Origin of the sequence: Pseudomonas sp. PA-1-6B (assembly GCF_021609545.1) — a bacterium.
Lineage (GTDB): Bacteria > Pseudomonadota > Gammaproteobacteria > Pseudomonadales > Pseudomonadaceae > Aquipseudomonas > Aquipseudomonas fluorescens_BV.
Genome location: NZ_WJZM01000042.1, coordinates 14,872 through 37,506, shown reverse-complemented (window position 1 = coordinate 37,506; position 22,635 = coordinate 14,872). Strand labels below are relative to the sequence as shown.

At 60.5% G+C, this 22,635-nt stretch carries 25 protein-coding genes; 14 read left to right on the top strand and 11 right to left on the bottom strand.

Annotated elements, in window-relative coordinates; translation table 11 throughout:
• Nucleotides 1–819 (top strand): sugar phosphate isomerase/epimerase family protein, encoded by an 819-nt coding sequence (locus GIV35_RS19195; RefSeq protein WP_236264300.1) that lies wholly within the window; start codon nucleotides 1–3, stop codon nucleotides 817–819.
• A gap of 46 nt (nucleotides 820–865) precedes the next feature.
• Nucleotides 866–1,828, top strand: coding sequence for a Dyp-type peroxidase (locus GIV35_RS19190; RefSeq protein WP_200649342.1), 963 nt, complete (start codon nucleotides 866–868; stop codon nucleotides 1,826–1,828).
• On the opposite strand, the gene GIV35_RS19185 is transcribed toward GIV35_RS19190, so the two are convergent.
• A complete protein-coding gene (locus tag GIV35_RS19185; RefSeq protein ID WP_236304728.1) occupies nucleotides 1,825–2,697 on the bottom strand; it encodes an undecaprenyl-diphosphate phosphatase in 873 nt (290 codons plus the stop codon). The two genes, GIV35_RS19190 and GIV35_RS19185, sit on opposite strands and share 4 nt — an antisense overlap.
• A 48-nt stretch (nucleotides 2,698–2,745) precedes the next feature.
• Here GIV35_RS19185 and GIV35_RS19180 point away from each other — a divergent pair, with 48 nt between their 5' ends.
• Nucleotides 2,746–3,384 (top strand): GNAT family N-acetyltransferase, encoded by a 639-nt coding sequence (locus GIV35_RS19180; RefSeq protein ID WP_105226536.1) that lies wholly within the window; start codon nucleotides 2,746–2,748, stop codon nucleotides 3,382–3,384.
• Between the two features lie 557 nt (nucleotides 3,385–3,941).
• Here GIV35_RS19180 and GIV35_RS19175 read toward each other — a convergent pair.
• The gene (locus GIV35_RS19175; RefSeq protein WP_034127293.1) at nucleotides 3,942–4,880 is read right to left on the bottom strand and encodes a GlxA family transcriptional regulator; all 939 of its coding nucleotides are present in this window, start codon (nucleotides 4,878–4,880) and stop codon (nucleotides 3,942–3,944) included.
• Nucleotides 4,881–5,053: 173 nt separating this feature from the next.
• Here GIV35_RS19175 and GIV35_RS19170 point away from each other — a divergent pair, with 173 nt between their 5' ends.
• The 3 genes from GIV35_RS19170 (at nucleotide 5,054) to GIV35_RS19160 (ending at nucleotide 7,566) form a co-directional block, all read left to right on the top strand.
• The gene (locus tag GIV35_RS19170) at nucleotides 5,054–5,683 is read left to right on the top strand and encodes a TetR/AcrR family transcriptional regulator (protein WP_200649422.1); all 630 of its coding nucleotides are present in this window, start codon (nucleotides 5,054–5,056) and stop codon (nucleotides 5,681–5,683) included.
• On the top strand, nucleotides 5,680–6,357 hold the full coding sequence (locus GIV35_RS19165; protein WP_034127295.1) for a type 1 glutamine amidotransferase domain-containing protein: 678 nt from the start codon (nucleotides 5,680–5,682) through the stop codon (nucleotides 6,355–6,357). The genes GIV35_RS19170 and GIV35_RS19165 overlap by 4 nt, the downstream gene beginning before the upstream one ends.
• Nucleotides 6,358–6,435: 78 nt before the next feature.
• Nucleotides 6,436–7,566, top strand: a complete 1,131-nt coding sequence (locus GIV35_RS19160; protein ID WP_223023997.1) for an alkene reductase — start codon at nucleotides 6,436–6,438, stop codon at nucleotides 7,564–7,566.
• A gap of 177 nt (nucleotides 7,567–7,743) precedes the next feature.
• On the opposite strand, the gene GIV35_RS19155 is transcribed toward GIV35_RS19160, so the two are convergent.
• The 3 genes from GIV35_RS19155 to mobA form a co-directional block, all read right to left on the bottom strand.
• Nucleotides 7,744–8,742 carry an NAD(P)H-quinone oxidoreductase gene (locus GIV35_RS19155; RefSeq protein ID WP_236265785.1) on the bottom strand — a complete coding sequence of 333 codons (999 nt, stop codon included), beginning with the start codon at nucleotides 8,740–8,742 and terminating at the stop codon, nucleotides 7,744–7,746.
• 128 nt (nucleotides 8,743–8,870) lie between these two features.
• Nucleotides 8,871–9,767 (bottom strand): LysR family transcriptional regulator, encoded by an 897-nt coding sequence (locus GIV35_RS19150; RefSeq protein WP_116667779.1) that lies wholly within the window; start codon nucleotides 9,765–9,767, stop codon nucleotides 8,871–8,873.
• A gap of 125 nt (nucleotides 9,768–9,892) precedes the next feature.
• Nucleotides 9,893–10,492, bottom strand: coding sequence for a molybdenum cofactor guanylyltransferase MobA (gene mobA / locus GIV35_RS19145; RefSeq protein ID WP_105226541.1), 600 nt, complete (start codon nucleotides 10,490–10,492; stop codon nucleotides 9,893–9,895).
• A gap of 230 nt (nucleotides 10,493–10,722) precedes the next feature.
• Here mobA and moaB point away from each other — a divergent pair, with 230 nt between their 5' ends.
• Both moaB and GIV35_RS19135 read left to right on the top strand, forming a co-directional pair.
• Nucleotides 10,723–11,262: a molybdenum cofactor biosynthesis protein B gene (moaB, locus tag GIV35_RS19140; protein ID WP_072435721.1), complete on the top strand. Its 540-nt coding sequence runs from the start codon at nucleotides 10,723–10,725 to the stop codon at nucleotides 11,260–11,262.
• On the top strand, nucleotides 11,259–12,464 hold the full coding sequence (locus GIV35_RS19135) for a molybdopterin molybdotransferase MoeA (RefSeq protein ID WP_236304339.1): 1,206 nt from the start codon (nucleotides 11,259–11,261) through the stop codon (nucleotides 12,462–12,464). The genes moaB and GIV35_RS19135 overlap by 4 nt, the downstream gene beginning before the upstream one ends.
• Nucleotides 12,465–12,533: 69 nt before the next feature.
• On the opposite strand, the gene moaE is transcribed toward GIV35_RS19135, so the two are convergent.
• From moaE to moaA, 5 genes are read right to left on the bottom strand one after another with little or no spacing between them, the layout of a single operon-like run.
• Nucleotides 12,534–12,986 carry a molybdopterin synthase catalytic subunit MoaE gene (moaE, locus tag GIV35_RS19130; protein WP_236265756.1) on the bottom strand — a complete coding sequence of 151 codons (453 nt, stop codon included), beginning with the start codon at nucleotides 12,984–12,986 and terminating at the stop codon, nucleotides 12,534–12,536.
• A gap of 3 nt (nucleotides 12,987–12,989) precedes the next feature.
• Nucleotides 12,990–13,241 (bottom strand): molybdopterin converting factor subunit 1, encoded by a 252-nt coding sequence (moaD, locus tag GIV35_RS19125; protein WP_072435724.1) that lies wholly within the window; start codon nucleotides 13,239–13,241, stop codon nucleotides 12,990–12,992.
• Nucleotides 13,238–13,732, bottom strand: a complete 495-nt coding sequence (gene moaC / locus GIV35_RS19120; protein WP_236265757.1) for a cyclic pyranopterin monophosphate synthase MoaC — start codon at nucleotides 13,730–13,732, stop codon at nucleotides 13,238–13,240. The genes moaD and moaC overlap by 4 nt, the downstream gene beginning before the upstream one ends.
• Before the next feature lie 12 nt (nucleotides 13,733–13,744).
• On the bottom strand, nucleotides 13,745–14,644 hold the full coding sequence (locus GIV35_RS19115) for a bestrophin family protein (protein WP_105226547.1): 900 nt from the start codon (nucleotides 14,642–14,644) through the stop codon (nucleotides 13,745–13,747).
• A 39-nt stretch (nucleotides 14,645–14,683) separates the two neighbouring features.
• Nucleotides 14,684–15,682, bottom strand: coding sequence for a GTP 3',8-cyclase MoaA (moaA, locus tag GIV35_RS19110; protein ID WP_236265758.1), 999 nt, complete (start codon nucleotides 15,680–15,682; stop codon nucleotides 14,684–14,686).
• Between the two features lie 436 nt (nucleotides 15,683–16,118).
• On the opposite strand from moaA, the gene GIV35_RS19105 reads away from it, so the two are divergent.
• From GIV35_RS19105 to GIV35_RS19080, 6 genes are all read left to right on the top strand, one after another.
• Entirely contained in the window at nucleotides 16,119–18,443 is a 2,325-nt protein-coding gene (locus GIV35_RS19105; protein ID WP_236265759.1) for an FdhF/YdeP family oxidoreductase, read from the top strand.
• 67 nt (nucleotides 18,444–18,510) lie between these two features.
• Nucleotides 18,511–19,932 (top strand): cytochrome ubiquinol oxidase subunit I, encoded by a 1,422-nt coding sequence (locus tag GIV35_RS19100; RefSeq protein ID WP_105226549.1) that lies wholly within the window; start codon nucleotides 18,511–18,513, stop codon nucleotides 19,930–19,932.
• Nucleotides 19,933–19,947: 15 nt separating this feature from the next.
• Nucleotides 19,948–20,964, top strand: a complete 1,017-nt coding sequence (gene cydB, locus GIV35_RS19095) for a cytochrome d ubiquinol oxidase subunit II (protein WP_236265708.1) — start codon at nucleotides 19,948–19,950, stop codon at nucleotides 20,962–20,964.
• The gene (locus GIV35_RS19090) at nucleotides 20,951–21,088 is read left to right on the top strand and encodes a hypothetical protein (protein WP_168220173.1); all 138 of its coding nucleotides are present in this window, start codon (nucleotides 20,951–20,953) and stop codon (nucleotides 21,086–21,088) included. The genes cydB and GIV35_RS19090 overlap by 14 nt, the downstream gene beginning before the upstream one ends.
• Nucleotides 21,075–21,236 carry a DUF2474 domain-containing protein gene (locus GIV35_RS19085; RefSeq protein WP_105226551.1) on the top strand — a complete coding sequence of 54 codons (162 nt, stop codon included), beginning with the start codon at nucleotides 21,075–21,077 and terminating at the stop codon, nucleotides 21,234–21,236. The genes GIV35_RS19090 and GIV35_RS19085 overlap by 14 nt, the downstream gene beginning before the upstream one ends.
• 61 nt (nucleotides 21,237–21,297) lie before the next feature.
• Nucleotides 21,298–21,537, top strand: a complete 240-nt coding sequence (locus GIV35_RS19080) for a hypothetical protein (protein WP_072435732.1) — start codon at nucleotides 21,298–21,300, stop codon at nucleotides 21,535–21,537.
• A 218-nt stretch (nucleotides 21,538–21,755) separates the two neighbouring features.
• Here the strand turns inward: GIV35_RS19080 and GIV35_RS19075 are convergent, their stop codons facing one another.
• Nucleotides 21,756–22,574 carry an alpha/beta fold hydrolase gene (locus tag GIV35_RS19075; protein ID WP_105226553.1) on the bottom strand — a complete coding sequence of 273 codons (819 nt, stop codon included), beginning with the start codon at nucleotides 22,572–22,574 and terminating at the stop codon, nucleotides 21,756–21,758.
• Nucleotides 22,575–22,635: the final 61 nt, after the last annotated feature.

Sequence of the window (22,635 nt, the reverse complement as noted above, 5' to 3'; positions counted from 1 at the left end):
ATGCGCCAGTTGTTAGTATTCCAATCGATGTGGGCCATGCAAACCGAGCCCGGCAGCCTCGAAGCGCAACTGGACCGCATCGCCGCCGCCGGTTATGACGGCATCACCGACCATTACTGGGCACCTGCATCGGTGCAGCGCCTGCACGCGGCGGCCACGGCCAGGGGCTTGCAGATTGAAGGTCAACTGTTCCCGCAATCGGTGGATGATCTGGCCAGGGCATTGGAGGTGATCAGCCGTTACGGCTGTCACCACCTCACCTTGCAAGCCGACGTGCGCCCGCGTACCCAGGCCGAGGCGGCCAGGCTGATCGACGGCTGGCAACGCCTGGCCGAACAGGTGGACTTCCCGATCCTGCTGGAAACCCACCGTTACCGGCTCACCAACGACCTATTGTTCACCCTCGACCTGCTGGCACAGATGCCCGATCTGAAACTGCTCGCAGACCTGTCCCACTACGTGGTTGGCCGCGAGTTGCCCGAGCCCGGCAGTGTGGAAGACGACGAACAGATACGCACCATCCTGCGTCACAGCTGGGGCTTTCATGGCCGCATCGCCAGCAGCGAACAGGTGCAGGTTGGTCTGGATTTTCCCCAGCACCAACCGTGGGTCGAGCGATTTACCGGCTGGTGGCGCTATGGGATCGAACACTGGCTGGGCCGCGCTGACCCCCCGCAGAGCTTGTCCTTCACTTGCGAGTTGGGCCCGCCACCCTATGCGATTAGCGACGCACAGGGGCGCGAACTCACCGATCGCTGGGCCGAAGCCCTCAAGCTCAAAGCCCTGATTCGTCAGGTGTGGGCCAGTTGCCATCGATGATCTGCTAATCTGCGCGGGTTCATCGCCCTCAGCCTGTGGAATGCCCATGAAAACCTGCCCCGTCCGTCCCCCGCTCGAACCACAATCGGTGTGCCACCCGATCACCAGCAGCGCGATCTTCATGGTCGCCACCCTGGCGCCCGATGCGGTTGAAAACGTGCGGGCCTGGTGCGCCGACATCGCAGGCCTGGTGCGCTCGGTAGGCAAGCGCGTGCCCTCGGGCAACCTGACTTGCGTTTGCGGGTTTGGCTCGGATGCCTGGGACCGCCTGTTCGGCGCGCCGCGCCCGGCGGCCTTGCATCCGTTTCGCGAGTTCGGTGTGCAAGGGCGCAAGGCGGTGTCGACCCCCGGCGACATCCTGCTGCACATCCGTGCCGAGCAGATGGACCTGTGTTTCGAGCTGGCGACCCAACTGATGGCGGCCCTGGGTGATAGCGTGAAGGTGGTCGACGAGGTCCAGGGCTTTCGCTACTTCGATATGCGCAGCATCATCGGTTTCGTCGACGGCACCGAGAACCCGGTGGGGCGCAAGGCCGAGGCCTTCACCCTGGTGGGCGATGAAGACCCTGAGTTCGAAGGCGGCAGCTATGTGCTGGTGCAGAAATACCTGCACAACATGACCGCGTGGAATGGCTTGACGGTGGAGGCTCAAGAGAAGGTGATCGGGCGCACCAAATTATCGGACATCGAACTGGACGAAGACGCCAAGCCGAGCAACTCCCACAGCGCCCTGACAGTGATCACTGACCAGGACGGTGAAGAAGTGAAGATCCTGCGCGACAACATGCCCTTCGGCCGCCCAGGCGCGGGCGAATTCGGCACTTATTTCATCGGCTACGCACGCTCGCCTCAGCCTCTGGAACAGATGCTGGAAAACATGTTCGTCGGCCGCCCGGCCGGCAATTACGACCGCTTGCTCGACTTCAGCACGGCCGTGACCGGCGGCCTGTTCTTCGTGCCCTCGGCCGACTTGCTCGAAGCGCTGGCCGACCGCGAACCGGCGGCTTAACTCAACAATCCGGTGCTGACCGCCACAATCAGGAAGATCCCCAGCAGCGCACGGTAGATCACGAACGGCCAGGTGGAGAAACGCTCCAGAAATTTCATCAGGCCCCAGATGGCAAAAAACGCCGAGACGCTGGCCACCACCAGGCCAAAGATTAAGTGCGGCCAGGCGTGGGCGGGCAGGTCGGCGCGCAGCAGCACCCACAACTCTTTCAAGCCGGCCAGGGCGATGGCCGGCAAGCCCAACAGGAAGGAAAACCGCGCCGCTTCTTCGCGTTTGAAGTTCAGGAACAGCGCCGCGGTCAACGTGGAGCCCGAACGCGATACGCCGGGAATCAACGCGCCGATCTGCGCGACCCCCACGATCAGCGCATCGCGCAAGCGCATCTGGCTTACGTCGCGGGTATGGCGGGCGCGCACTTCCGCCAGGGCCAGCAATACCGCCATTACCACGCAGGAAATGCCGATCACCACCAGCCCGCGCAAGGGTGAGTTGCACGCATTCAAGGTCGACGACAACGCCAGCCCGGCAATGCCAATCGGTACGGTTGCCAGCACAATCGCCACGGCGAGCTTGAACCAGCGGTCGTTGTAGTCGCCCCGGCGCACCGCACTGATGCTGCCGGTGGTGACCTGACGCACATCGCGCCAGAAATAGCTGACTACCGCCGCCAGCGCCGCCAATTGCATGGCCGCGGAAAACGCCGAGCCGGGGTCTTGCCAGCCGAGCAGGGCGGGCACCACGCGCATGTGGGCGGTGGACGACACCGGCAGCAATTCAGTAATGCCCTGGATCACCCCAAGGATGAAGATTTGCAGGTAATCCAGGGAGGCAAAGCCCACATCCAGGCCGGCGGTACAGACGTTGGTCAAAATACGTGTCCTTGAGCAATAGGGGGAAACCGGCGAAGTTTATTCTAAATGTTTCAGAATTTCGGCCAGGGCAACCGCTATTTGCAATCGGTTCAGCTAATAGAAAGGATTCGCCAAGCCATTGGCGTGGGCAGCACTTTTGTGAACAATGGCGCCCTGCGTTTTTCCACCGAGAGCCCCATGCCCGAAACCACCGTCGAATTGATCCAGACCGGCCCCGAAGAAGCTGAACTGATCCGTAATCTTTACCAGTACTACGCCTATGAGTCTTCGGATTGGGAACAAGAAGATGTCGAGACCGATGGGCGTTACTACATCCATGACGAACACCTGGCCCGCTACTGGAGCGACCCGCAATGGAGCGCCAACCTGTTGCTGGTAGACGGCTATATCGCCGGTTTCCTGTTGATCGAAAGCAGCGAACTGCCGGGCATCGACGCGTTGGAACTGGCTGACCTGTTCATCCTCAAGCGCTACCGCCGCAAAGGCATCGGCCGCGCCATCGCCAGCCAGGTGCTGTGCAGCGGCGCGGCCAATTGGTTGGTGCGTTTCTATGATCAGGACGAGGTGTCCCAGGCGTTCTGGCGCACCGTACTGGATAACTTGCCGCGTCCGGTGCAGAGCATTGAGCTGGACGATGAGCCGCAGTTGGTGAGCTACCTGATTACCCGGGCTTCGTTGCATTGAGGGGTTGGGGCTTTCTCTCGATGAGCATAGATATCTGAACAAGGCTGTGGCGATCAACCCCGTAACCACGATGCGAAGCGAGCCGCTCTTGATCTGCTTTTGATCTTGATCTTAAGCGCCCCGTCAAACCACGCTGGCCGGAATTCGACAGGGATTTGGGGGGTAAACCGGCAGGGATGCCGGTTTAGCCGCCCCGCGCCATGGATGGCGCGTGGCGGCGGCCCCCCAAATCACTGGCGGATTACGGGCACACCGAGCCTAAGCGAGGTGCCGAGTGGTGGGGCAAGAGCGTTTTGCTTACTTTTGCGCTTTTCAAAAGTGAGCCGCCGTCAGGGCGGAACCCTAAGTGGCCGTTACCGCAGCAATGGATATGTACACAATCCAACTGTGTCGACTGCCAGGCCGCCTTCGCGAGCAAGCCCGCTCCCACAGTGTGATCGCGGGGTGTCAGGTAGGTAAGTGTCGGCTGGTAGGCCGCCATCGCAGGCAAGCCAGCTCCCACATTTGGATCATGGCACTTCAGGTAGATAGGAGTCGGCTGTCAGGCCGTCACGGGCCTAGCCCGGGTTGAACAGTACCTGCTGCATCGCCTGGGGCGGCTGCCCGAAGGCCCTGAGGAACGCCTGGCGCATGCGCTCGCGATCACCAAACCCGGTTTCGCGTGCCACCACTTCCACCGGGTGGCGGCTGGTTTCCATCATTGCCCGCGCAGCCTCCACGCGCAGGGCTTCGATGGCCTTGGCCGGGGTCTGCCCGGTTTCTTCGCGAAACACCCGGCTGAACTGGCGTGGGCTGAGCCGGGCGACGTCGGCCAGGGCGTCCACCGACAAATCATGGGTGAGGTTTTCACGGGCATAGGCCAGGGCCAGCTGCACGCGGTCGGACTTGGGGTCCAGTTCCAGCAAGGCCGACAGTTGCGACTGCTCGCTGCCACGGCGCTGGGCAATCACCAGTTTGCGTGCGATGCGACGGGCCAGGTCGCTGCCCAGGTCGTCCTCCACCATCGCCAGCGCCAGGTCGACCCCGGCGCTCATGCCCGCACCGGTCCACACCTGGCCGTCGACAATGAACAACTTGTCCTCTTCCAGGCGGATATCCGGGTAACGCTTGCGAAACGCGGGGGCGTGGATCCAGTGGGTGGTGGTGCGCTTGCCAGCCAGCAGCCCAGCCTCGGCCAGCACAAAGATGCCCATGCATAACGACGCCACCCGGCGCGACTGCGCGGACGCGGCCTTGACCAGTTCCAGCAGGTTGGCTTCCGGCAGGCGAAACTCCAGGTAGCCGCTGACAATCAAGGTGTCATAGCCCTCTGGGCGCAGCGCGCTGGTGTTCACCGAAAAGCCCTGGGAGGTCATCACGGCGCCGCCGCTTTCCGACACTAGGTGAAACTCATAGGCCGGCTCGCCGCGCAGCAGGTTGGCGCACTCGAACACCGAGCCCAGGCTGAGGCTCAACGACTGGAAATTCGGGTAAACCATCAGCGCAACGCTGTGCATTGCATCTCTCCAAGGGGCAGGGGAGAGGTGATTGTCGGCGTGTGCCCGGCAAACGGCAACCGACTTTCGTGCGTGTCCGGAATCCTTGCGGATATGACATTGTGAGCCAATGCCGCGCTGCCTAACATGAGCCCAACGCACTAGACGACTGGTCTAATCGCACAGGGGCAAGCATGAGCAACGCAAGCAGCAGTGCGCGGCAAGCGATTCTTGAACGGGCGCAATCCATTGTCGGGGCCAAGGGGTTTTCGGCGGTGGGCTTGAACGAGATCCTTCAAGCGGCGCAAGTGCCCAAGGGCTCGTTTTATCACTACTTCAACTCCAAAGATGCCTTTGGCGTGGTGTTACTCGATACCTATTTCGACCACTACGTCGAGGGCATGCAGCAGCTGTTCGATCAGCCGGGATTGACCCACCACGCCAGGCTGATGCGTTATTGGCAGGGCTGGATCGACAACCACATCGGCTGTACCGACGCCGGCAAATGCCTGGCCGTGAAGCTTGGGGCGGAGGTCTCCGATCTGTCAGAACCCATGCGGTTGGCGCTGCAACGCGGTACTTCGCGCACCATCGACTTGCTTGCCGTGGCCCTGCAACGCGGCGTCGAAGACGGCTCGCTCAGGTTCGAGCAGGCCCCCGAAAGCCTGGCCAGGCGTTTGTATGCGCTATGGTTGGGAACCAGCGTCATGGGCAAGATCACCCGTACCACCGCGCCGTTCGCCGAGGCGCTGCTGCTGACCCAACAGTTGTTGGGCAGCCCTGAAAACCCTGTTATTCACATCGATCGAGGCACTGGAAAATGAAAGTATTAATGGTACTGACCTCTCACGACCAGCTTGGCGATACCGGGCGCAAGACCGGCTTCTGGCTCGAAGAATTCGCCGCACCTTATTACGCGTTCAAGGACGCTGGCGCCGAAGTGGTGCTGGCTTCTCCGGCCGGCGGCCAGCCGCCGTTGGACCCCAAGAGCGATGAACCGGATGCGCAAACCGAGCAGACCGAGCGCTTCGGCAAAGACCCGGCTGCGCAGCAAGCCCTGGCGACCACCGTGAAGCTGGACTCGGTCAATGCCGCCGACTTCGACACCGTGTTCTACCCCGGCGGCCACGGCCCGCTGTGGGACCTGGCGGAGTCGTCGGTGTCCATCGCGCTGATCGAAGCCTTCGAGCGGGCCGGCAAGCCCATTGGCTTTGTGTGCCATGCACCGGGTGCCTTGCGTCACGTCAAGGCAGTTAACGGTGAGCCGTTGATCAAGGGCCGCCGCGTCACCGGGTTCTCCAACTCGGAAGAGGCCGCTGTGCAGTTGACCGAGGTCGTGCCGTTTCTGATTGAAGATGAATTCCGTAAATTGGGCGGCCTGTATGAGAAGGGCGCCGACTGGCAATCCTTCGTCATTGTCGACGGTTTGCTGGTGACTGGGCAAAACCCAGGCAGCTCCAGCGAAGTGGCCAAGGCCCTGCTGACACTCTGCGCTTAAGTTAATCCACTGATCTATACGGTGGCGACTCCCAGGAGTCGCCACGGTTTTCGTTCGTCCTGAATTTGGAATATCGCCGTGCCTGACTGCATCTTGAACACCCCGATCAAGCTGGGGCATCACCGCTTGAACAACCGTGTGGTACTGCCGCCGCTGACCCGCCAGCGCAGCGCCCAGCCGGGTAATATCGCCACCGACCTGATGGCCGACTACTACCGTCAGCGGGCCAGTGCCGGGTTCATGGTCAGCGAGGGTACGCAGATCGAACCCCGGGGCCAGGGCTACGCGTGGACACCGGGCATTCATACACCGGCGCAAATCGAGGGTTGGCGCAAAGTCACCGCAGCGGTGCATGCCGAGGGCGGTGTGATCTTCGCCCAGCTATGGCACGTGGGGCGGGTGTCCCATCACGCGCTGCAACCTGACGGTGGAGCCCCTGTAGGCCCGTCTGCGCTGCCGGCGTTGCAAGCCAAAGCCTTCATTGAAACCGGGCCGGGTAGGGGTGAACTGGTGCAGCCACCCGTGCCCCGTGCCTTGACCACGCTGGAAATCGAAGAGCTGGTCGGGCACTACGCCCAGGCTGCGCGCAATGCCCTGGACGCCGGGTTCGACGGCGTGGAAATTCACGCGGCCAACGGCTACCTGGTCAACCAGTTCATCTCGGCCCATTCCAACCTCCGTGAGGATGAGTACGGCGGCTCGCTGGACAATCGCCTGCGCTTGCTGCGCGAGATTGTCGAAGCGGTGTGCAAGGTGGTGGGGCCGGAACGCCTGGGCGTGCGCTTTTCGCCGCTGTTCAGTGGCACCGATCAGGACCGGGTCTACATCGGCCTGGTGGAAGAAGACCCGCACCTTACCTATATCGAAGCGATCAAAGTGCTGGAAGCGTCGGGCATCGCCTATGTGTCCATTGCCGAGGCCGACTGGGACAACGCCCCCGACCTGCCCGACACATTTCGCCAGGCCGTGCGCGCCACCTTCAGCGGCAGGATCATCTACGCCGGGCGCTACACCGCCGAGCGCGGCGCACGGCTGGTAGAGGCCGGGTTGGCGGACCTGATCGCCTTTGGACGGCCCTTCATTGCCAACCCGGACTTGCCCCAGCGGCTGTTCAATGGCTGGCCGTTGAATGCGTTGAAGGCCGAAGGCTTGTATGGCGGGACACAGGCGGGGTATGTGGATTATCCGGTGTATACCGCACACCAGTGACACGCGATGCTCAAACCAATGAAAATCAAATGTGGGAGCGGGCTTGCTCGCGAAGACGTCGGCCCAGCAAACATGTATGTTGACTGGCCCACCGCCTTCGCGGGCAAGCCCGCTCCCACAGGGATCTGCGCTTGACGGACTGGCATCCAGGCGACCCCTCTCCACATCAAAAATGCCTCACTCCACCCGCAACACAATCTTGCCGATATGGTCCCCACCTTCCATCCGCGCATGGGCCTGGGCGGCGTCGGTGTAGGCGTAGACCTGGTCGATAATCGGCAGGCAGCGCCCGGCACTGAGTACCGGCCACACATGTTCGCGCAGTTGCTCGGCAATCTCGGCCTTTTCTTCCCGCGTGCGGGCCCGCAGCAGCGAGCCGGTGATCACCGCGCGTTTGCCGAGGATGGTCAGCAGGTCGACGTCGTTGGCCTTGGCGCCACCGAGGAAACCGAGGATCACCAGGTGGCCGTCCATGCCCAGGGCCTTGAGGTTATTGTTCAGGTACGAGGCGCCCATGATGTCGAGGATCACGTTGACGCCTTTGCCATCGGTCTGTTTGGCGATGACCTCGGCAAATGCCTGTTCGCGGTAGTTGATCGGCTCGGCACCGAGCTTGGCAATCGCCGCGCATTTGTCGGTACTGCCCGCCGTGGCGAATGCCTGGATGCCGAATTCCTGGCAAAGCATCAACGCGGTGGTGCCGATGCCGCTGGTGCCGCCGTGGATCAAGGCGCGCTGGCCTTTGCGGGCACCGCCGAGACCGAACAGGTTGGCCCAGACCGTAAAGAACGTTTCCGGCACGGCAGCGGCCTGAATCCAGTCCATGCCCGCTGGGATCGGTAGCGCCTGGGTAGCCGGCACCGCGCAGTACTGCGCATAGCCGCCGCCATTGGTCAGGGCGCAGACCTTGTCGCCCACGCTGTATTCGTTCACGCCAGTGCCCAGCGCCACCACTTCACCAGCCACTTCCAACCCTGGAATCGGGCTCATGCCGGGCTTCATCGGGTATTTGCCCGCGCGCTGCAAGGCGTCTGGGCGGTTGACCCCGGCGGCGTGCACGCGAATCAGAATCTCGCCTGGCCCGGCCACCGGCACGTCGGCGCTGCGCGGCTGCAAGACCTCGGGCCCGCCAGGGGTGGTGATTTCGATCAGGGTCATTTCTTGGGGAAGCGTCATGGAAAAATTCCTGTAGCGATGAGCGTATGAGTTGGGACCGTGTGGCGGCGCAAGCAGTTCAGCACGATGAGGCCGGGTTCGCGTAGCAATGCAGTCATTGCTCTCTCCATCAACATCCCTCCCGTACGCTAGACCGTACCCTTGGCGGCAAACAATTTCTGGGCTTGCGCAAAACACTTTTCGGCGATGGCCGAGCGGGGTTCGGTTTTGCGCATCACCATGCCCAGCGGCGCGAGTACGCTGGCGTCCGGGAGGTTGATAAAGGCCAGGTTTTCGATCGGGCTTTCCAGGCCGCTGTCCAGGGGCATAATCGCGCAGCAAAAACCGTTGTGGATCGCCTGGAACAGCTGATACGTCGAATCGCTCTCGAGTATGGGTTGAGGGTCGAGGCCGCGGCTGCGAAAGCTCAGGTCAATGGACTTTCGATAGTGCATGCCATTGCTGATCATGCCTAGGGGCAGTTCGGCGGCGTCTTCCCAGCTCATTTCGGTACCTTCGAAATGGAAGTGGCGCGTGTCGTACAGCAGGCCGACGCGGGTTTCGCCCAGTTCGAAAAACTCTAGGTAATTGGCGTTTACGTGGTCCAGGTAACACACCCCCAGGTCCAGTTGGTTAGTGCCCAGCGCTTCGATGATCTTGTCCGAACTCATCGAGGTGAGGTTGAACTTGAGTTCCGGGAAGGTATGGGATAGGCCCTGAATGTAGCTGATCGGATTGAAGCCGCTGAGCGGCACCAGACCCAGACGCAAATTACCGACCAGTTGGCCGCGACAGGCTGCAGCTTCGGCGAACAACCCGTCATGGGCGGCGAGCAAGGTCCTGGCCCAGGCGAGCACGCGTTCACCGGCCTCTGTAAAGCCTTCGAAACGCTGGCCCCGGGTAACCAATTCCAGGCCCAGCTCATCCTCCAGATTACGCAAACGCATCGATAAGGTCGGCTGGGTGATGTGGCAACGCGCAGCCGCCTGGCCGAAGTGCCGGGTCTGCTCCAGCGCGATGAGGAATTTAAGCTGCTTGATATCCACTAAGGCACCTGTTGCGGAATAAATGAGGGGTAATTATTAACGCTGGTGGCCAGAACCCGCGGATTATTTTAGCGATTCTGTTTCTGCCCTTTTAATTAATGTGCCGTCGACTTTTTCGGTGCACGCTAATGATTTCCAACCAGCCATTCAGGGGTATTGAAATTGCTCAGGCGCAGGTCGTCGCTTACGCAGGTCAATGCCACCAGCTCATGCTTGAGCAGCGCGCGCAGCAGGCTGCGTTCGCCTTCATCCCAGGCCTGGTTCAACTGCGGCAACAACGCCGTTGGGATCAGGCTGAACATGGGTTGCCATTGCCCGGCCTGCTGGATCATTAGCGCGGCGCCGGTCGTGGGGCGCGCCTCGAGCATTGCTTTGATCAGTGCGGCATCAATATTCGGAGCATCACAGGCAAGCACCAGCAGCCAGGGATGGTGCGCAACGGAAACTCCGGCCAAAACACCGGCCAAGGGGCCTGGGAAATCCTTTTGTGAGTCTTCGACCAATTGATCGGCATACGCGCGATAACGCGCTGCATTGCGGTTGCAGGAAATGATCAAGTCGTCGGTGAACGGACGCACGATGGCCTGTACATGGGCAATCAGCGGCTTATCTTTCCACACCAGTAATCCTTTGTCCCGCCCGCCCATACGTGCCCCGCGCCCGCCCGCCAGCAGGAGTATCGAACAGGGGCTGGATGCAGCTTCAGGAGAGCAGCGTGCTGGCATGGCAGGAATACCGCGAATTGAGATAGGCAGACGATCTCATTCTTGCACCTGTACGTCCAATCATGACTATTGAAGGATTGATCGACTCACTCAATCACCGGTGAATGGCGTGCGGAAATATCAGTGATAGAAGCGCTCGATAATTCGGTCAACTGTAACGATTAGACAGTGGCTGTATGGGCGCTTTAGCCTCTGGTGATCGTTTCAATAATGGCTTGTAGGAGAGTGACATGAGCGTGAAGTCGGATGCATTGTTTGTTCCGCTGAATATGGCCGTGTTGACCGTCAGTGATACCCGTGAATATGCCAACGATACCTCCGGGCAACTGCTGGTCAGCCGGCTGCTGGAGGCGGGTCACCGTTTGAGCGAGCGCAACCTGCTAAAGGATGACCTGTATAAAATCCGCGCGCAGGTCGCGACCTGGATCGCCGACGAGCAGATTCAGGTGGTACTGATTACCGGGGGCACAGGCTTCACCGGGCGCGACAGTACGCCTGAAGCGGTCCACTGTTTGCTGGACAAGCAGATTGACGGTTTTGGTGAGTTGTTCCGTGCGATATCCATCCTCGATATCGGTACCTCCACGGTACAGAGTCGTGCCTTGGCCGGTTTGGCCAACGGCACGCTGGTGTGCTGCCTGCCGGGCTCGACGGGCGCTTGCCGCACGGCGTGGGAGGGTATCCTCGCCGAGCAGTTGGATGCGCGCCACAGGCCGTGCAATTTTGTGCCGCACCTCAAATCGGTGGCCTTGTGCGAGTCGCGGGGATGAGCCCGTCACAGCTCATGTCAGTGGAGGAGGCTATCGCTTCACTGTTGGCCATGGCGCAGGCGCGACGCCTGCAAGGCAGTGAGTCGATAGCATTGAGCGACGCACGGCAACGGGTGTTGGCCAATGACTTGATCGCGACCCTGGATCTGCCGCCGTGGCCGAACAGTGCCATGGACGGATACGCCTTGAACGTCGACGACTGGAAAGGCCAGCCGCTGACCGTGTCGCAACAGATTTTCGCCGGGCATTCACCTGAGGCATTGCTGCCGGGCACCTGCGCTCGAATCTTCACCGGCGCACCGGTACCCGTTGGGGCCAATTGCGTCGAGATGCAAGAGAACGCCGAGCAACTGGAGGACGGACGGGTACGTTTCAAGCAGGCGCTTGGCGCGGGCCAGAATATCCGTCCGCAAGGCCAGGAAAACCGTGCCGGGCAGGTGTTGCTCGCTGCCGGCAAGCGACTCGGGCCTTTCGCGCTGGCCATCGCGGCCGCGCAAGGCTGTACCCATGTATCGGTGGTACTCCGCCCACGGGTGGCACTGCTGTCCACGGGGGACGAACTGGCTGAGCCGGGGACGACGCTGAAGCCCGGCTGTATCTACAATAGCAATCGCATTTTGCTTAGCCATTGGCTGAGTGCATTGGGTTGTGACGTCATCGATGGCGGTATTCTTCCCGACCAGCCGCAGCACACGCGGCTCAAGCTGGAACAGTTGCAACCTGTCGCCGACTTGATCCTGACCACCGGTGGGGTGTCAGCCGGAGACGCCGACTGCCTTGGCCAGGTGCTGCGCGATAGCGGTAAGCCGTTATTCTGGAAACTCGCGATCAAACCGGGAAAGCCCTTGACCGTGGGCTATTACGGTAACGTGCCTGTCATCGGCTTGCCAGGCAATCCGGCCTCGGCGCTGGTGACGTTCGGCCTGCTGGCACGGGCTTACCTGTTGCGTATCCAGGGTGTTGATGACGTCACGCCCCTGAGCTTCCCGGTTAACGTCGGGTTTGACTGGCCGAAAGCAGGCAGCCGTCGCGAATACCTGCGGGCCAAGCTGGAGGAGGGCCGGGCGATTCTGTATCCGAACCAGAGCTCGGGCGTGCTGCTGGGAGCTTCGTGGGCGGACGGCCTGCTTGAAATCCCCGAGGGCTGCACCTTGCAGCGCGGTGACACGGCGCGGTTCATTCCTTTCTGCGACTTGTTCTGACGCGGCATGCACTGTCCTCAAATACCGCCACCGCCACTGTAGGAGCAAGCTCGCCCCTACCGGGGGGCGTCATGCAGTCCAGCGGTTTACCGCCAGTTGGTCACTTTCTCTTCCCTCTACCCAGCGTTCTCCGGACGGCGTGTGTTCACGCTTCCAGAAAGGTGCGTGAGTCTTCAGGTAGTCCATCAAAAAATTGCAGGCATCGAAGGCTTCCTGGCGATGTTCGCTGGCAACACCGACGAACACGATGGGTTCACCGACCTTCAATGCCCCCACGCGGTGGACGATGCTCGCCCGTTGCAGGGGCCAGCGTTGATGGGCTCTATCGATGATCTGCTGCAGCGAGCGTTCGGTCATTCCCGGGTAATGTTCAAGGAACAATTCGCTGACCTGATCCCCCTGATTGAGATCGCGCACATAGCCGACAAAGGTGGCTACGGCGCCGACGCCCGGCTCTTCGGCGTGCAGGCTGCGGGTCAGTTCACCCAGATCAAACAGCTCGGTCTGAACCTGAACAGGCATTGATCAACCTCCGGTCACTTGGGGGAAGAAGGCGATTTCATCGAAATCTTCTATCGGCGCGTCGGGTGTGCACAGCTCCTGGTTCAATGCGCACATGAGGCTGGTCTCACCGAGCACTTGCTGCCAGGTTTCACCTCTGGCGCACAAGTGCTGCCTGAGGTCGGCAATGGTGCGCAGCGACCCGTCCAGGGCGATTTTTTCGCCGCCGATGCCCAGCTGTTCCCGATAGCGCGCAAAGTAATTGACCAGGATCATTGCGGGTCACCCGCGACAAAGGTGCCCGACTTGCCCCCCTGTTTTTTGAGCAACTGGATTCGGTCGATGATCATCCCGCGGTCCACGGCTTTGCACATGTCATAGATCGTCAAGGCCGCTACGCTGGCGGCGGTCAGGGCTTCGAGCTCGACGCCGGTCTGGCCGTTGAGCCGGCAGGTGCTGATGATCTGCACGCTGTCGGGCTCGACAGCACGCAGTTCGAGGTGAATCGAACTGAGCATCAGCGGGTGGCAGAGCGGGATCAGTTCATGGGTTTTCTTCGCCGCCATGATCCCGGCGATACGGGCCACCGCAAACACGTCGCCCTTGGGGTGCCCGTTAGCCTGGATCAGTTGCAGCGTGGACGGCTGCATGCGCACCCAGGCCTGGGCCTGGGCCTCACGGGTGGTTGCTGATTTGTCCGTGACGTCGACCATGCTGGCCCGGCCTGCGGCGTCCAGATGGGTCAGTGTGTGGGAGCGTTCGTTCATGGGGGCCTCGGGTCAGTTCAGTACACAATCAATGGGTTGGAGCACGGGCGGCAGTTGTGTCGCGCCGTTGGCGTGCAGCACTTCGCGTTCAATCGTGCGCACGATGGCATTGGTTGGCAGGTCGTTTTCGTCGTAGCCGAAGGGGTCTTCCAGCTCATCGCCAATCGCGTCCAGGCCAAAAAACGTGTAGCTCACGATGGCGGTGAAGACCGGCGTCAGCCAACCCAGGGGTTCGGCCATGGCGAAGGGCAGCAAGATGCAGAACATGTAGCTGGTGCGGTGCAACAAGAGGGTGTACGGGAAGGGCAGCGGCGTACTTTTGATGCGCTCGCAAATCGTCTGCGTACGGGTCAGGTTGCTTAAGTGCCTGGCCATCAGTTGGTAGCGCCATTCACTGAAGCCCCCCGACTCGGCCAGCGCCGAACACTGCTGGGTCACGCGGCCGATAATGCTTTCCGGGAGATTCGGGGTGCTGGCCGACGGCAGCTTGTCGAGCCAGGGCGCTGCCGCGATGGACTCATTTTCATTGCGCAGCCTGGCGTTCAGTGCGTGGGCGAACCCGCACAGGTTGCGCAGGATCTCTTTGCGTTGGCGCGCATCCTTGATCACTTGGGTTTCGCGAATCATGACGCGCACATCCATCACCATGGCGCCGAGGGCTTTGCGCCCTTCGTACCAGCGGTCATAGCAGGCGTTGTTGCGAAAACTCATGAAGATTGAAAGTGACAAGCCCAGTAGCGTGAACGGCGTGGCGTTGACCTTGGAGAAGTACGCCGGGTGAAGCGTCTCCACCAGCACAATCACCGAGGCCAGCAGTGTCACCAGCAGGCTGCGCAGTGCGATACGCCGGGCCACGGAGCCCTTGAGCGAAGTCAATACACCGATCAGGTTGGGTTTGGCTCTGACGATCATGGGCAATGGCCTTAATGCGAAGGGATAAAACCGGATGGGTTAACCACCGGTCATGTTCATGAAGCGGACAACCTGCACGTCATCATTGAGCTCGAAGTTGTGCCGATATGGCTTGAGTTTCATCGACTCAACGATGGCACTCTCCAGGCGTTTTGGTTCACCCGGATAGCGCCGCAGCACCTCCTTGAGGTCGACCGAATGCTCGTTACCCAGGCACAGCAACAACCGGCCTTCAACCGTCAGGCGCACGCGGTTGCAGGTGCCGCAGAAGTTGTGGCTGTGGGGTGAAATAAAGCCCAGGCGAATATGCGGCGCCTCGGCCAGGCGCCAGTAACGCGAAGGCCCCTGGGTCGATTCTGCCGAGTCGATCAGGGTGTAGCGCTCGGCGATACGCTCGCGCACCTGCGCGCTGGAATAGAACGCCTCGGCACGGCTGTGTTCGCTGATGACCCCCAGGGGCATTTCTTCAATGAAGGAAATATCCAGGCCGCGGTCAATGGCGAACGCCACGAGGTCGTTGATTTCGTGGTCGTTGCGGCCCTTCATCACCACGCAGTTGAGCTTGGTGCGTTGGAAGCCCGCCGCATTCGCCGCATCGATACCGGCGATGACCTTGGCCAGGTCACCGGTGCGCGTCAGTTCACGAAAGCGCTTGGGGTCAAGGCTGTCGAGGCTGATGTTGAGGCGCTTGAGCCCGGCATCGAACAGCGGCGCGGCCAGCTTGCCCAGTTGCGAGCCGTTGGTGGTCATGCACAACTCGCGCAGGCCGGGCAGCGTCGCGATGCGCTTGCACAGCTCGACCACGCCCGTACGAATCAAGGGTTCACCGCCTGTCAGGCGGATTTTGCGCGTGCCCAGTGCGACAAAACTCTGCGCCAGTTGATACAGCTCTTCCAGCGTCAGGATTTTCTGACGTGGCAGGAATTCCATGTCTTCGGCCATGCAATACACACAGCGGAAATCGCAGCGGTCGGTCACCGACATCCTGAGGTAGTCGACCCGGCGAGAAAAACTATCCATCAAGACTTGATCGGTCATTAAAACCTCGGCAGCGACGCTGAGCGTGTAACTACGGTGTTTGGACGCTCGATGTAGGTAAGCGCGTTATTTAAAGCAAGGCTAGAGTTGTTTTAATGCCGCGTCTAATCACTATTAGCAACCGAGTGATCGACGAAATCTATGGGCTTTTGATTGGGGGTTTTATTCGACTTTTATTATTTTATCTTTTTGATTTTTAAAACAATTTATCGTAATAGAGCATGTCGATGAAGTGGTCATTATTTGTGATTAGACAGGCTGTTTATGCACGGCATAGGCTAAATGCGTAACTCGATGTTGGACCCTTAAAACCGGTCGACGTGAACCCGGTTTAGTGGGCTTTAAACCGATTTGCGTTTTGCAGTGCCTGAAAAATAATCATCAATAAGGGCTTTAGTTAGGCCCGCGCCTACGTGTGAAGTCTTGGAGAATTACCATGAGCGAAGTTGAACGTTATAAACCGTACAAGGGGGCGGCCGCAGGTTGGGGCGCGCTGATTGCGGTGACGCAAAGCTGGCTGGGCAGTGAAAACGCGTTCAAGAACATCCGCGCGATGCTCAAGACCAACCAGAATGGCGGTTTTGACTGCCCGGGTTGTGCATGGGGCGAATCGCCGGAAGGCGGCATGGTCAAGTTCTGCGAGAACGGCGCCAAGGCGGTGAACTGGGAAGCCACCGGGCGCCTGGTCAACCCGGCGTTCTTCAATAAATACACGGTGTCGTCGCTGGCGGCGCAAAGTGACTATTGGCTCGAATACCAGGGGCGTCTGACCCATCCGATGCGCTACGACGCGTCGCTGGATCGTTATGTCGAAACCAGTTGGGACGACGCCTTTGCCCTGATTGCCAAGCACCTCAACGAGCTGGAATCGCCGGACCAGGCCGAGTTCTATACCTCGGGCCGCGCCAGTAACGAAGCGGCTTATTTGTATCAGCTGTTCGTTCGCGCCTACGGCACCAATAACTTTCCCGATTGTTCGAACATGTGCCACGAAGCCAGTGGCCTGGGCATGGACGACAGCGTTGGCGTAGGCAAAGGTACAGTGACTTTCGATGACCTGGAGGAGGCCGACGCGATTTTCGTTATCGGCCAGAACCCCGGCACCAACCACCCACGCATGCTTGAGCCACTGCGCGAGGCGGTGAAGCGCGGCGCCCAGGTGATCTGTTTCAACCCACTCAAGGAGCGTGGGCTGGAACGTTTCCAACACCCGCAGCATCCGCTGGAGATGCTCATCAACGGTTCCGAACCCACCTCGTCGGCGTACTTCCGTCCGGCGCTGGGCGGCGACATGGCGGCCTTTCGAGGCATCGCCAAGTTTCTGCTGGAGTGGGAGCGTGATGCCCTGGAAAACAATGGAGAGGCGGTGTTCGACCGCGCATTCATTGCCGAACACACCTGGGGTCTCGAACAGTACCTAGCACAGGTGGACGCCACCTCGTGGGAGCATATCGTCGAGCAATCGGGCCTCAACCTGGCCGACATCGAGCTGGCGGCGCGCATGTACCGCCGCGCCAACCGGGTGATCATGTGCTGGGCGATGGGCGTGACCCAGCACGTGCACTCGGTGGTGACCGTGCAGGAAATCATCAACGTGCAACTGTTGCGCGGCAATATCGGCCGGCCAGGCGCAGGGCTGTCGCCAGTGCGCGGGCACAGTAACGTGCAGGGCGACCGCACCATGGGCATCAACGAGCTGGCGCCACCGGAGCTGATCGATGCGCTGGAAGCGCGCTTTGACTTCAAGGTACCGCGCCGCCATGGTCACAACACCGTGATGGCGATTGCCGCCATGGAACAGGGGCTCGCCAAAGTCTTCATCGGCCTGGGTGGCAACTTTGCCCAAGCGACGCCGGACACTCCGCGCACCCATGCGGCATTGCGCAAGTGCGACCTGACCGTGCACATCGCCACCAAGCTCAACCGCAGCCATCTGGTGACCGGCCGCGAAGCCTTGATCCTGCCGTGCCTGGGCCGTACCGATATCGACATTCAGGCCGAAGGCCCGCAAGGCGTGACCGTGGAAGACACCTTCAGCATGGTGCACATCTCCCACGGCCAACTGAAACCCAAGTCGCCCTTGATGCGCTCTGAACCGGCCATCATCGCCGGGATCGCCAATGCGACCCTGGGCAAGCACCCGATTGACTGGCTGTGGACGGTGGCCGACTACGGCCGCATCCGTGACTTGATCGCCGACACCATTCCCGGCTTCAAGGACTTCAACACAAAACTGCTGCACCCGGGCGGCTTCCACCTGCGCAACAACGCCGCGCACCGCATCTGGCAAACCGACAGCGGTAAAGCGCAGTTTGCCCCGAGTGAGCTGCCCGCCCACCTGGTCAGCGAAGGCGTGCGCAACCTCGACGTCAAGCCGGACCTGATCCTGCAGACCATGCGTTCCCACGACCAGTACAACACCACGTTGTACGGGCTCGATGACCGCTATCGCGGCGTTTATGGCATGCGCGACGTGGTGTTCGTCAATGAGCAGGACATTCGCAAGCTGGGTTACGAGCCTGGGCAAAAGGTCGACATGGTCTCGTTGTGGGGCGATGGGCGCGAGCGTCGGGTCAGTGGCTTTACGTTGATCGCCTACGACATTCCGCCTGGCCAGGCTGCCGCCTATTACCCGGAAACCAACCCCCTGGTGCCCCTGGAAAGCTATGGCGACCGCACCTTCACTCCCACGTCGAAGTTCATCGCTATTCGCCTTGAACCTGCGCCGGCCAGCAACCTGATTCAGTCACTCGGCGCTTGAGCCGGGCGGGGCGGCCGGCAGGTCGCCCTGGGTTTTGCTGATCACTGGACACTATGAGGGTACCGTCATGCTAAATCTCGAGGCGCTCGACCTGGCGCGAATTCAGTTCGCGTTCACGGTCTCGTTTCACATCATCTTTCCCGCCATCACCATCGGCCTTGCCAGTTTCCTGGCTGTGCTGGAAGGCCTGTGGCTGAAAACCGACAATCCGGTCTACAAGGATCTGTATCACTTCTGGTCGAAAATCTTCGCCGTCAACTTCGGCATGGGCGTGGTTTCGGGCCTGGTCATGGCGTATGAATTCGGCACTAACTGGAGCCGGTTCTCGGACTTCGCCGGGAGTATCACCGGGCCCTTGCTCACCTATGAAGTGCTGACGGCATTCTTCCTGGAAGCGGGCTTTTTGGGGGTGATGCTGTTTGGCTGGAACCGAGTTGGGCGTGGGTTGCACTTCTTTGCCACGGTAATGGTCGCCATCGGTACGTTGATCTCGACGTTCTGGATCCTGGCCTCCAACAGCTGGATGCAAACTCCCCAGGGCTTTTCCATCGTCGATGGCCGGGTGATGCCGCTGGACTGGTTCGCCATCGTCTTCAACCCGTCGTTCCCGTTCCGCCTGACGCACATGGCAATCGCTGCCTTTGTTGCCACGGCGTTCTTCGTCGGCTCATCGGCGGCCTGGCACTTGCTGCGTAAAAACGACACCCCGGCAGTGCGCAAGATGCTCTCGATGGCGTTGTGGATGGCGCTGATCGTAGCGCCGATCCAGGCGGTTGTTGGTGATGCCCATGGCCTCAACACTCTGGAGCACCAACCGGCAAAAATCGCCGCGATTGAAGGGCATTGGGAAAACGTCGGTGACGGCGCGACGCCGCTGGTGTTGTTCGGTATCCCTGACATGGAGGCCGAAAAGACCCGCTACGCGATCGAAGTCCCGTACCTGGGCAGCCTGATCCTGACCCACAGCCTGGACAAACAGATTCCGGCGCTCAAGAGCTTCCCTAAAGAGGACCGACCGAACTCGACCATCATTTTCTTCAGTTTCCGGATCATGGCCGGGCTGGGGATGTTGATGATCCTCACCGGGATACTGGGCTTGGCATTGCGCCGTAATGGCGCGCTGTATCGCAATCGCCTGTTCCTGCGCCTGGTGTTGTTCATGGGGCCGACCGGCCTGATCGCGATGCTCGCCGGTTGGATCACCACCGAAGTCGGGCGCCAGCCATGGGTGGTCTACGGGCTGATGCGCACCGCCGACGCGGCGTCCAACCATACCGTCACGCAGTTGAGCATCTCCCTGGCGTTGTTCGTGGTGATCTACTTCTCGGTGTTTGCCGTGGGAATTGGCTACATGATGAAGCTGGTACGCAAGGGGCCGCAGCCCCATCACGACCATCCGCCCCAAGGCGGCCCCGGCCAGGACCGTACGCCACGCCGTCCCTTGTCCGCCGTTACCGAGCCGCTCGCGTCCGGCGACCACACCAACTGATCGAGGGGATTGCACATGGGCATTAAAGGTATAGACCTGTCGTTGATATGGGGCGTGATCATTGCCTTCGGGGTGATGATGTACGTAATCATGGACGGCTTCGACCTGGGGTTGGGCATCCTGTTTCCGTTGATCCCGGACGAGCAGGAGCGCGACGTGATGATGAACACCGTGGCGCCGGTATGGGACGGCAACGAGACGTGGCTGATCCTGGGCGGTGCGGCGTTGTATGGCGCGTTTCCGCTGGCGTACTCAGTGATCCTGGAAGCGTTGTACCTGCCGCTGATCTTCATGCTGGCCGGGCTGATCTTTCGCGGCGTGGCGTTTGAATTCCGCTTCAAGGCCAGCCCGCAGAAGCGGCACATCTGGGACATGGCGTTTATCGGCGGCTCGTTCCTGGCGACCTTTTGTCAGGGTGTGGTGATCGGCACCTACATCGCCGGCATACCGGTGGTAAATCGCCAGTTTGCCGGCGGCACCCTGGACTGGTTGTCTCCGTTCCCGCTGTTCTGCGGCGTAGGGTTGGTGGTGGCGTACGCCCTGCTGGGCAGCACCTGGTTGCTGGTCAAGACCGAAGGCATGCTGGAGTCGCGGATGCGCCTGTTCAGCCATTACCTGGCCTTCGCCCTGATGGCCGTGGTGGCCGTGCTGTGCGTGTGGACCCCCTGGCTGCACCCGGAAATCGCCACGCGCTGGTTCACCCACGCACACATCGTGGTGTTCGGCGGCCTGTTGCTGCTCGGCGTACTGGCCCTGGTCGGGCTGTTGAAGACCTTGCGTCAACACCATTCCCACTGGCCGTTCGTGTTCACCCTGATGCTGGTCTTCCTCGGCTATATCGGCCTGGCGTTCAGCATCTGGCCGAACATCGTACCGCCATCCATCAGCCTGTGGGACGCCGCATCGCCACCTTCCAGCCAGCTGTTCATCCTGATCGGCACCCTGTTTATCCTGCCGATCATCCTGATGTACACCTGCTGGAGCTACTACGTTTTCCGCGGAAAAGTGAGGATTGGAGATGGTTACCACTAACGCTGAAAAACCGATGCCGTTTTACAAGCAGGTGGCGCAGTTAAGCCTGCTGTTTTGCACGGCGCTGATCATGCTGGCCGCCGCGACGGCCCTGACAATGGAGTTGGCCCATGGAACGCTCTGAAGTGTCACACGCTCAAAATCAGGCAGGCCCTTGGTACAAGCGGGTGTTTTGGCTGATCGCTATTTGGCTCGCCAGTGTGGCTGCACTCGGCATCGTGGCCAGTGGTATTCGCGGGATCATGCACATGGCCGGCATGAGTAGTCATTGACGGGGTATTTTACCTAACGAACGTCCAGCGCTGAACGTGGCGCCGGATCAAGGAGAGACGTATGTCAGAACGTATTGATAGAGACCATCCTGTTGAATATGTGACAAAAAGTGGTGTCACCGTGATGATTGGCTTCAGCTGGGGCCAGGCACTGGATATTCCTGTGGGTGCCCGGTTGACCTTGCCAGGCGAGGATGCCCGACCGGCCTTTGTGGAGGGAGACCATTGGGAGAGTTATGAGCAGGCGGTTGAAGGGGCGCAAGAAGCGGCAGAGCGGTGGGTGAGATCTCCGCTTCGATGAAAGGGCTTATGGGGCTGGCGTGGTGGTGGGGTGAACTGCGCCTGGCCTTGTAAGCGTCACTGGATTTCAGGCACAAAAAAAAGACGTCTTTGGACGTCTTTTTTTATGGATGCTTACTATTTTTGCGTTTGCGTACCCGCCGTGAATACCAAGGTCTCCAGCAACCCCTCACCCTCAGGGCTTTCCCGGCCAAACAAGGAGAGGATGTTTCAAGTGGTTCAGCGGTTCAGGAACCCAAGCAGGTCTTCATTGAGCTGTTGAGCGTGGGTCACGGCAAACCCGTGCGGCGCATCCTTGTACACCTTCAGTTGTGCGCCCTCGATCATCTGCGCCGCGGCTTTGCCGGTGGTGTCGAACGGCACGATCTGGTCGCCGTCGCCATGGATCACCAGGGTCGGCACGTCGATTTTGGCCATGTCCGGGCGGAAGTCGGTTTGCGAAAACGCGGTGACGCAATCCACGGTGGATTTGAGCGACGCAAGCATGGCGATCTGCAGGGTTTGGCTGAGCACACCCTCCGAGACGTGCTGGCCTTTATTGAGACCGAAGAACGGCGTATTGAAGTCGCTGATGAACTGCGCACGATCCTTCAACAGGCCGGCCTTGATGCCATCGAACACCTCACCAGGCACGCCTTGGGGGTAGTCGGCTTGCTGGCCGAAGATCGGCGTGACCGCGCCCAACAACACCAGGCCGGCGACACGGGCACTGCCGTGGCGGGCGATGTAGCGCGCCACGTCACCGCCACCCATGGAGAAGCCCACCAGGGTCACGTCCTGCAGGTCCAGGTGTTCGATCAACTGGGCCATATCGTCAGCGAAGGTGTCGTAGTCGTTACCGGTCCATGGCTGGTCCGAGCGGCCAAAACCACGACGGTCAAAGGCAATGGTGCGAAAGCCACGGCTGCTAAGGTATTCCATCTGGTATTCCCACATGTCCGCATCCAGCGGCCAGCCGTGGCTGAACAGCACGGGCTTACCGCTGCCCCAGTCCTTGAAGTAGATCTGGGTACCGTCTTTGGCAACGAATGTGCTCATCTGAAACTCCTTGCAGGGCTGAAAAAGGGCGGTGTAAAAACCGCCTCACTATTGCCGTAAA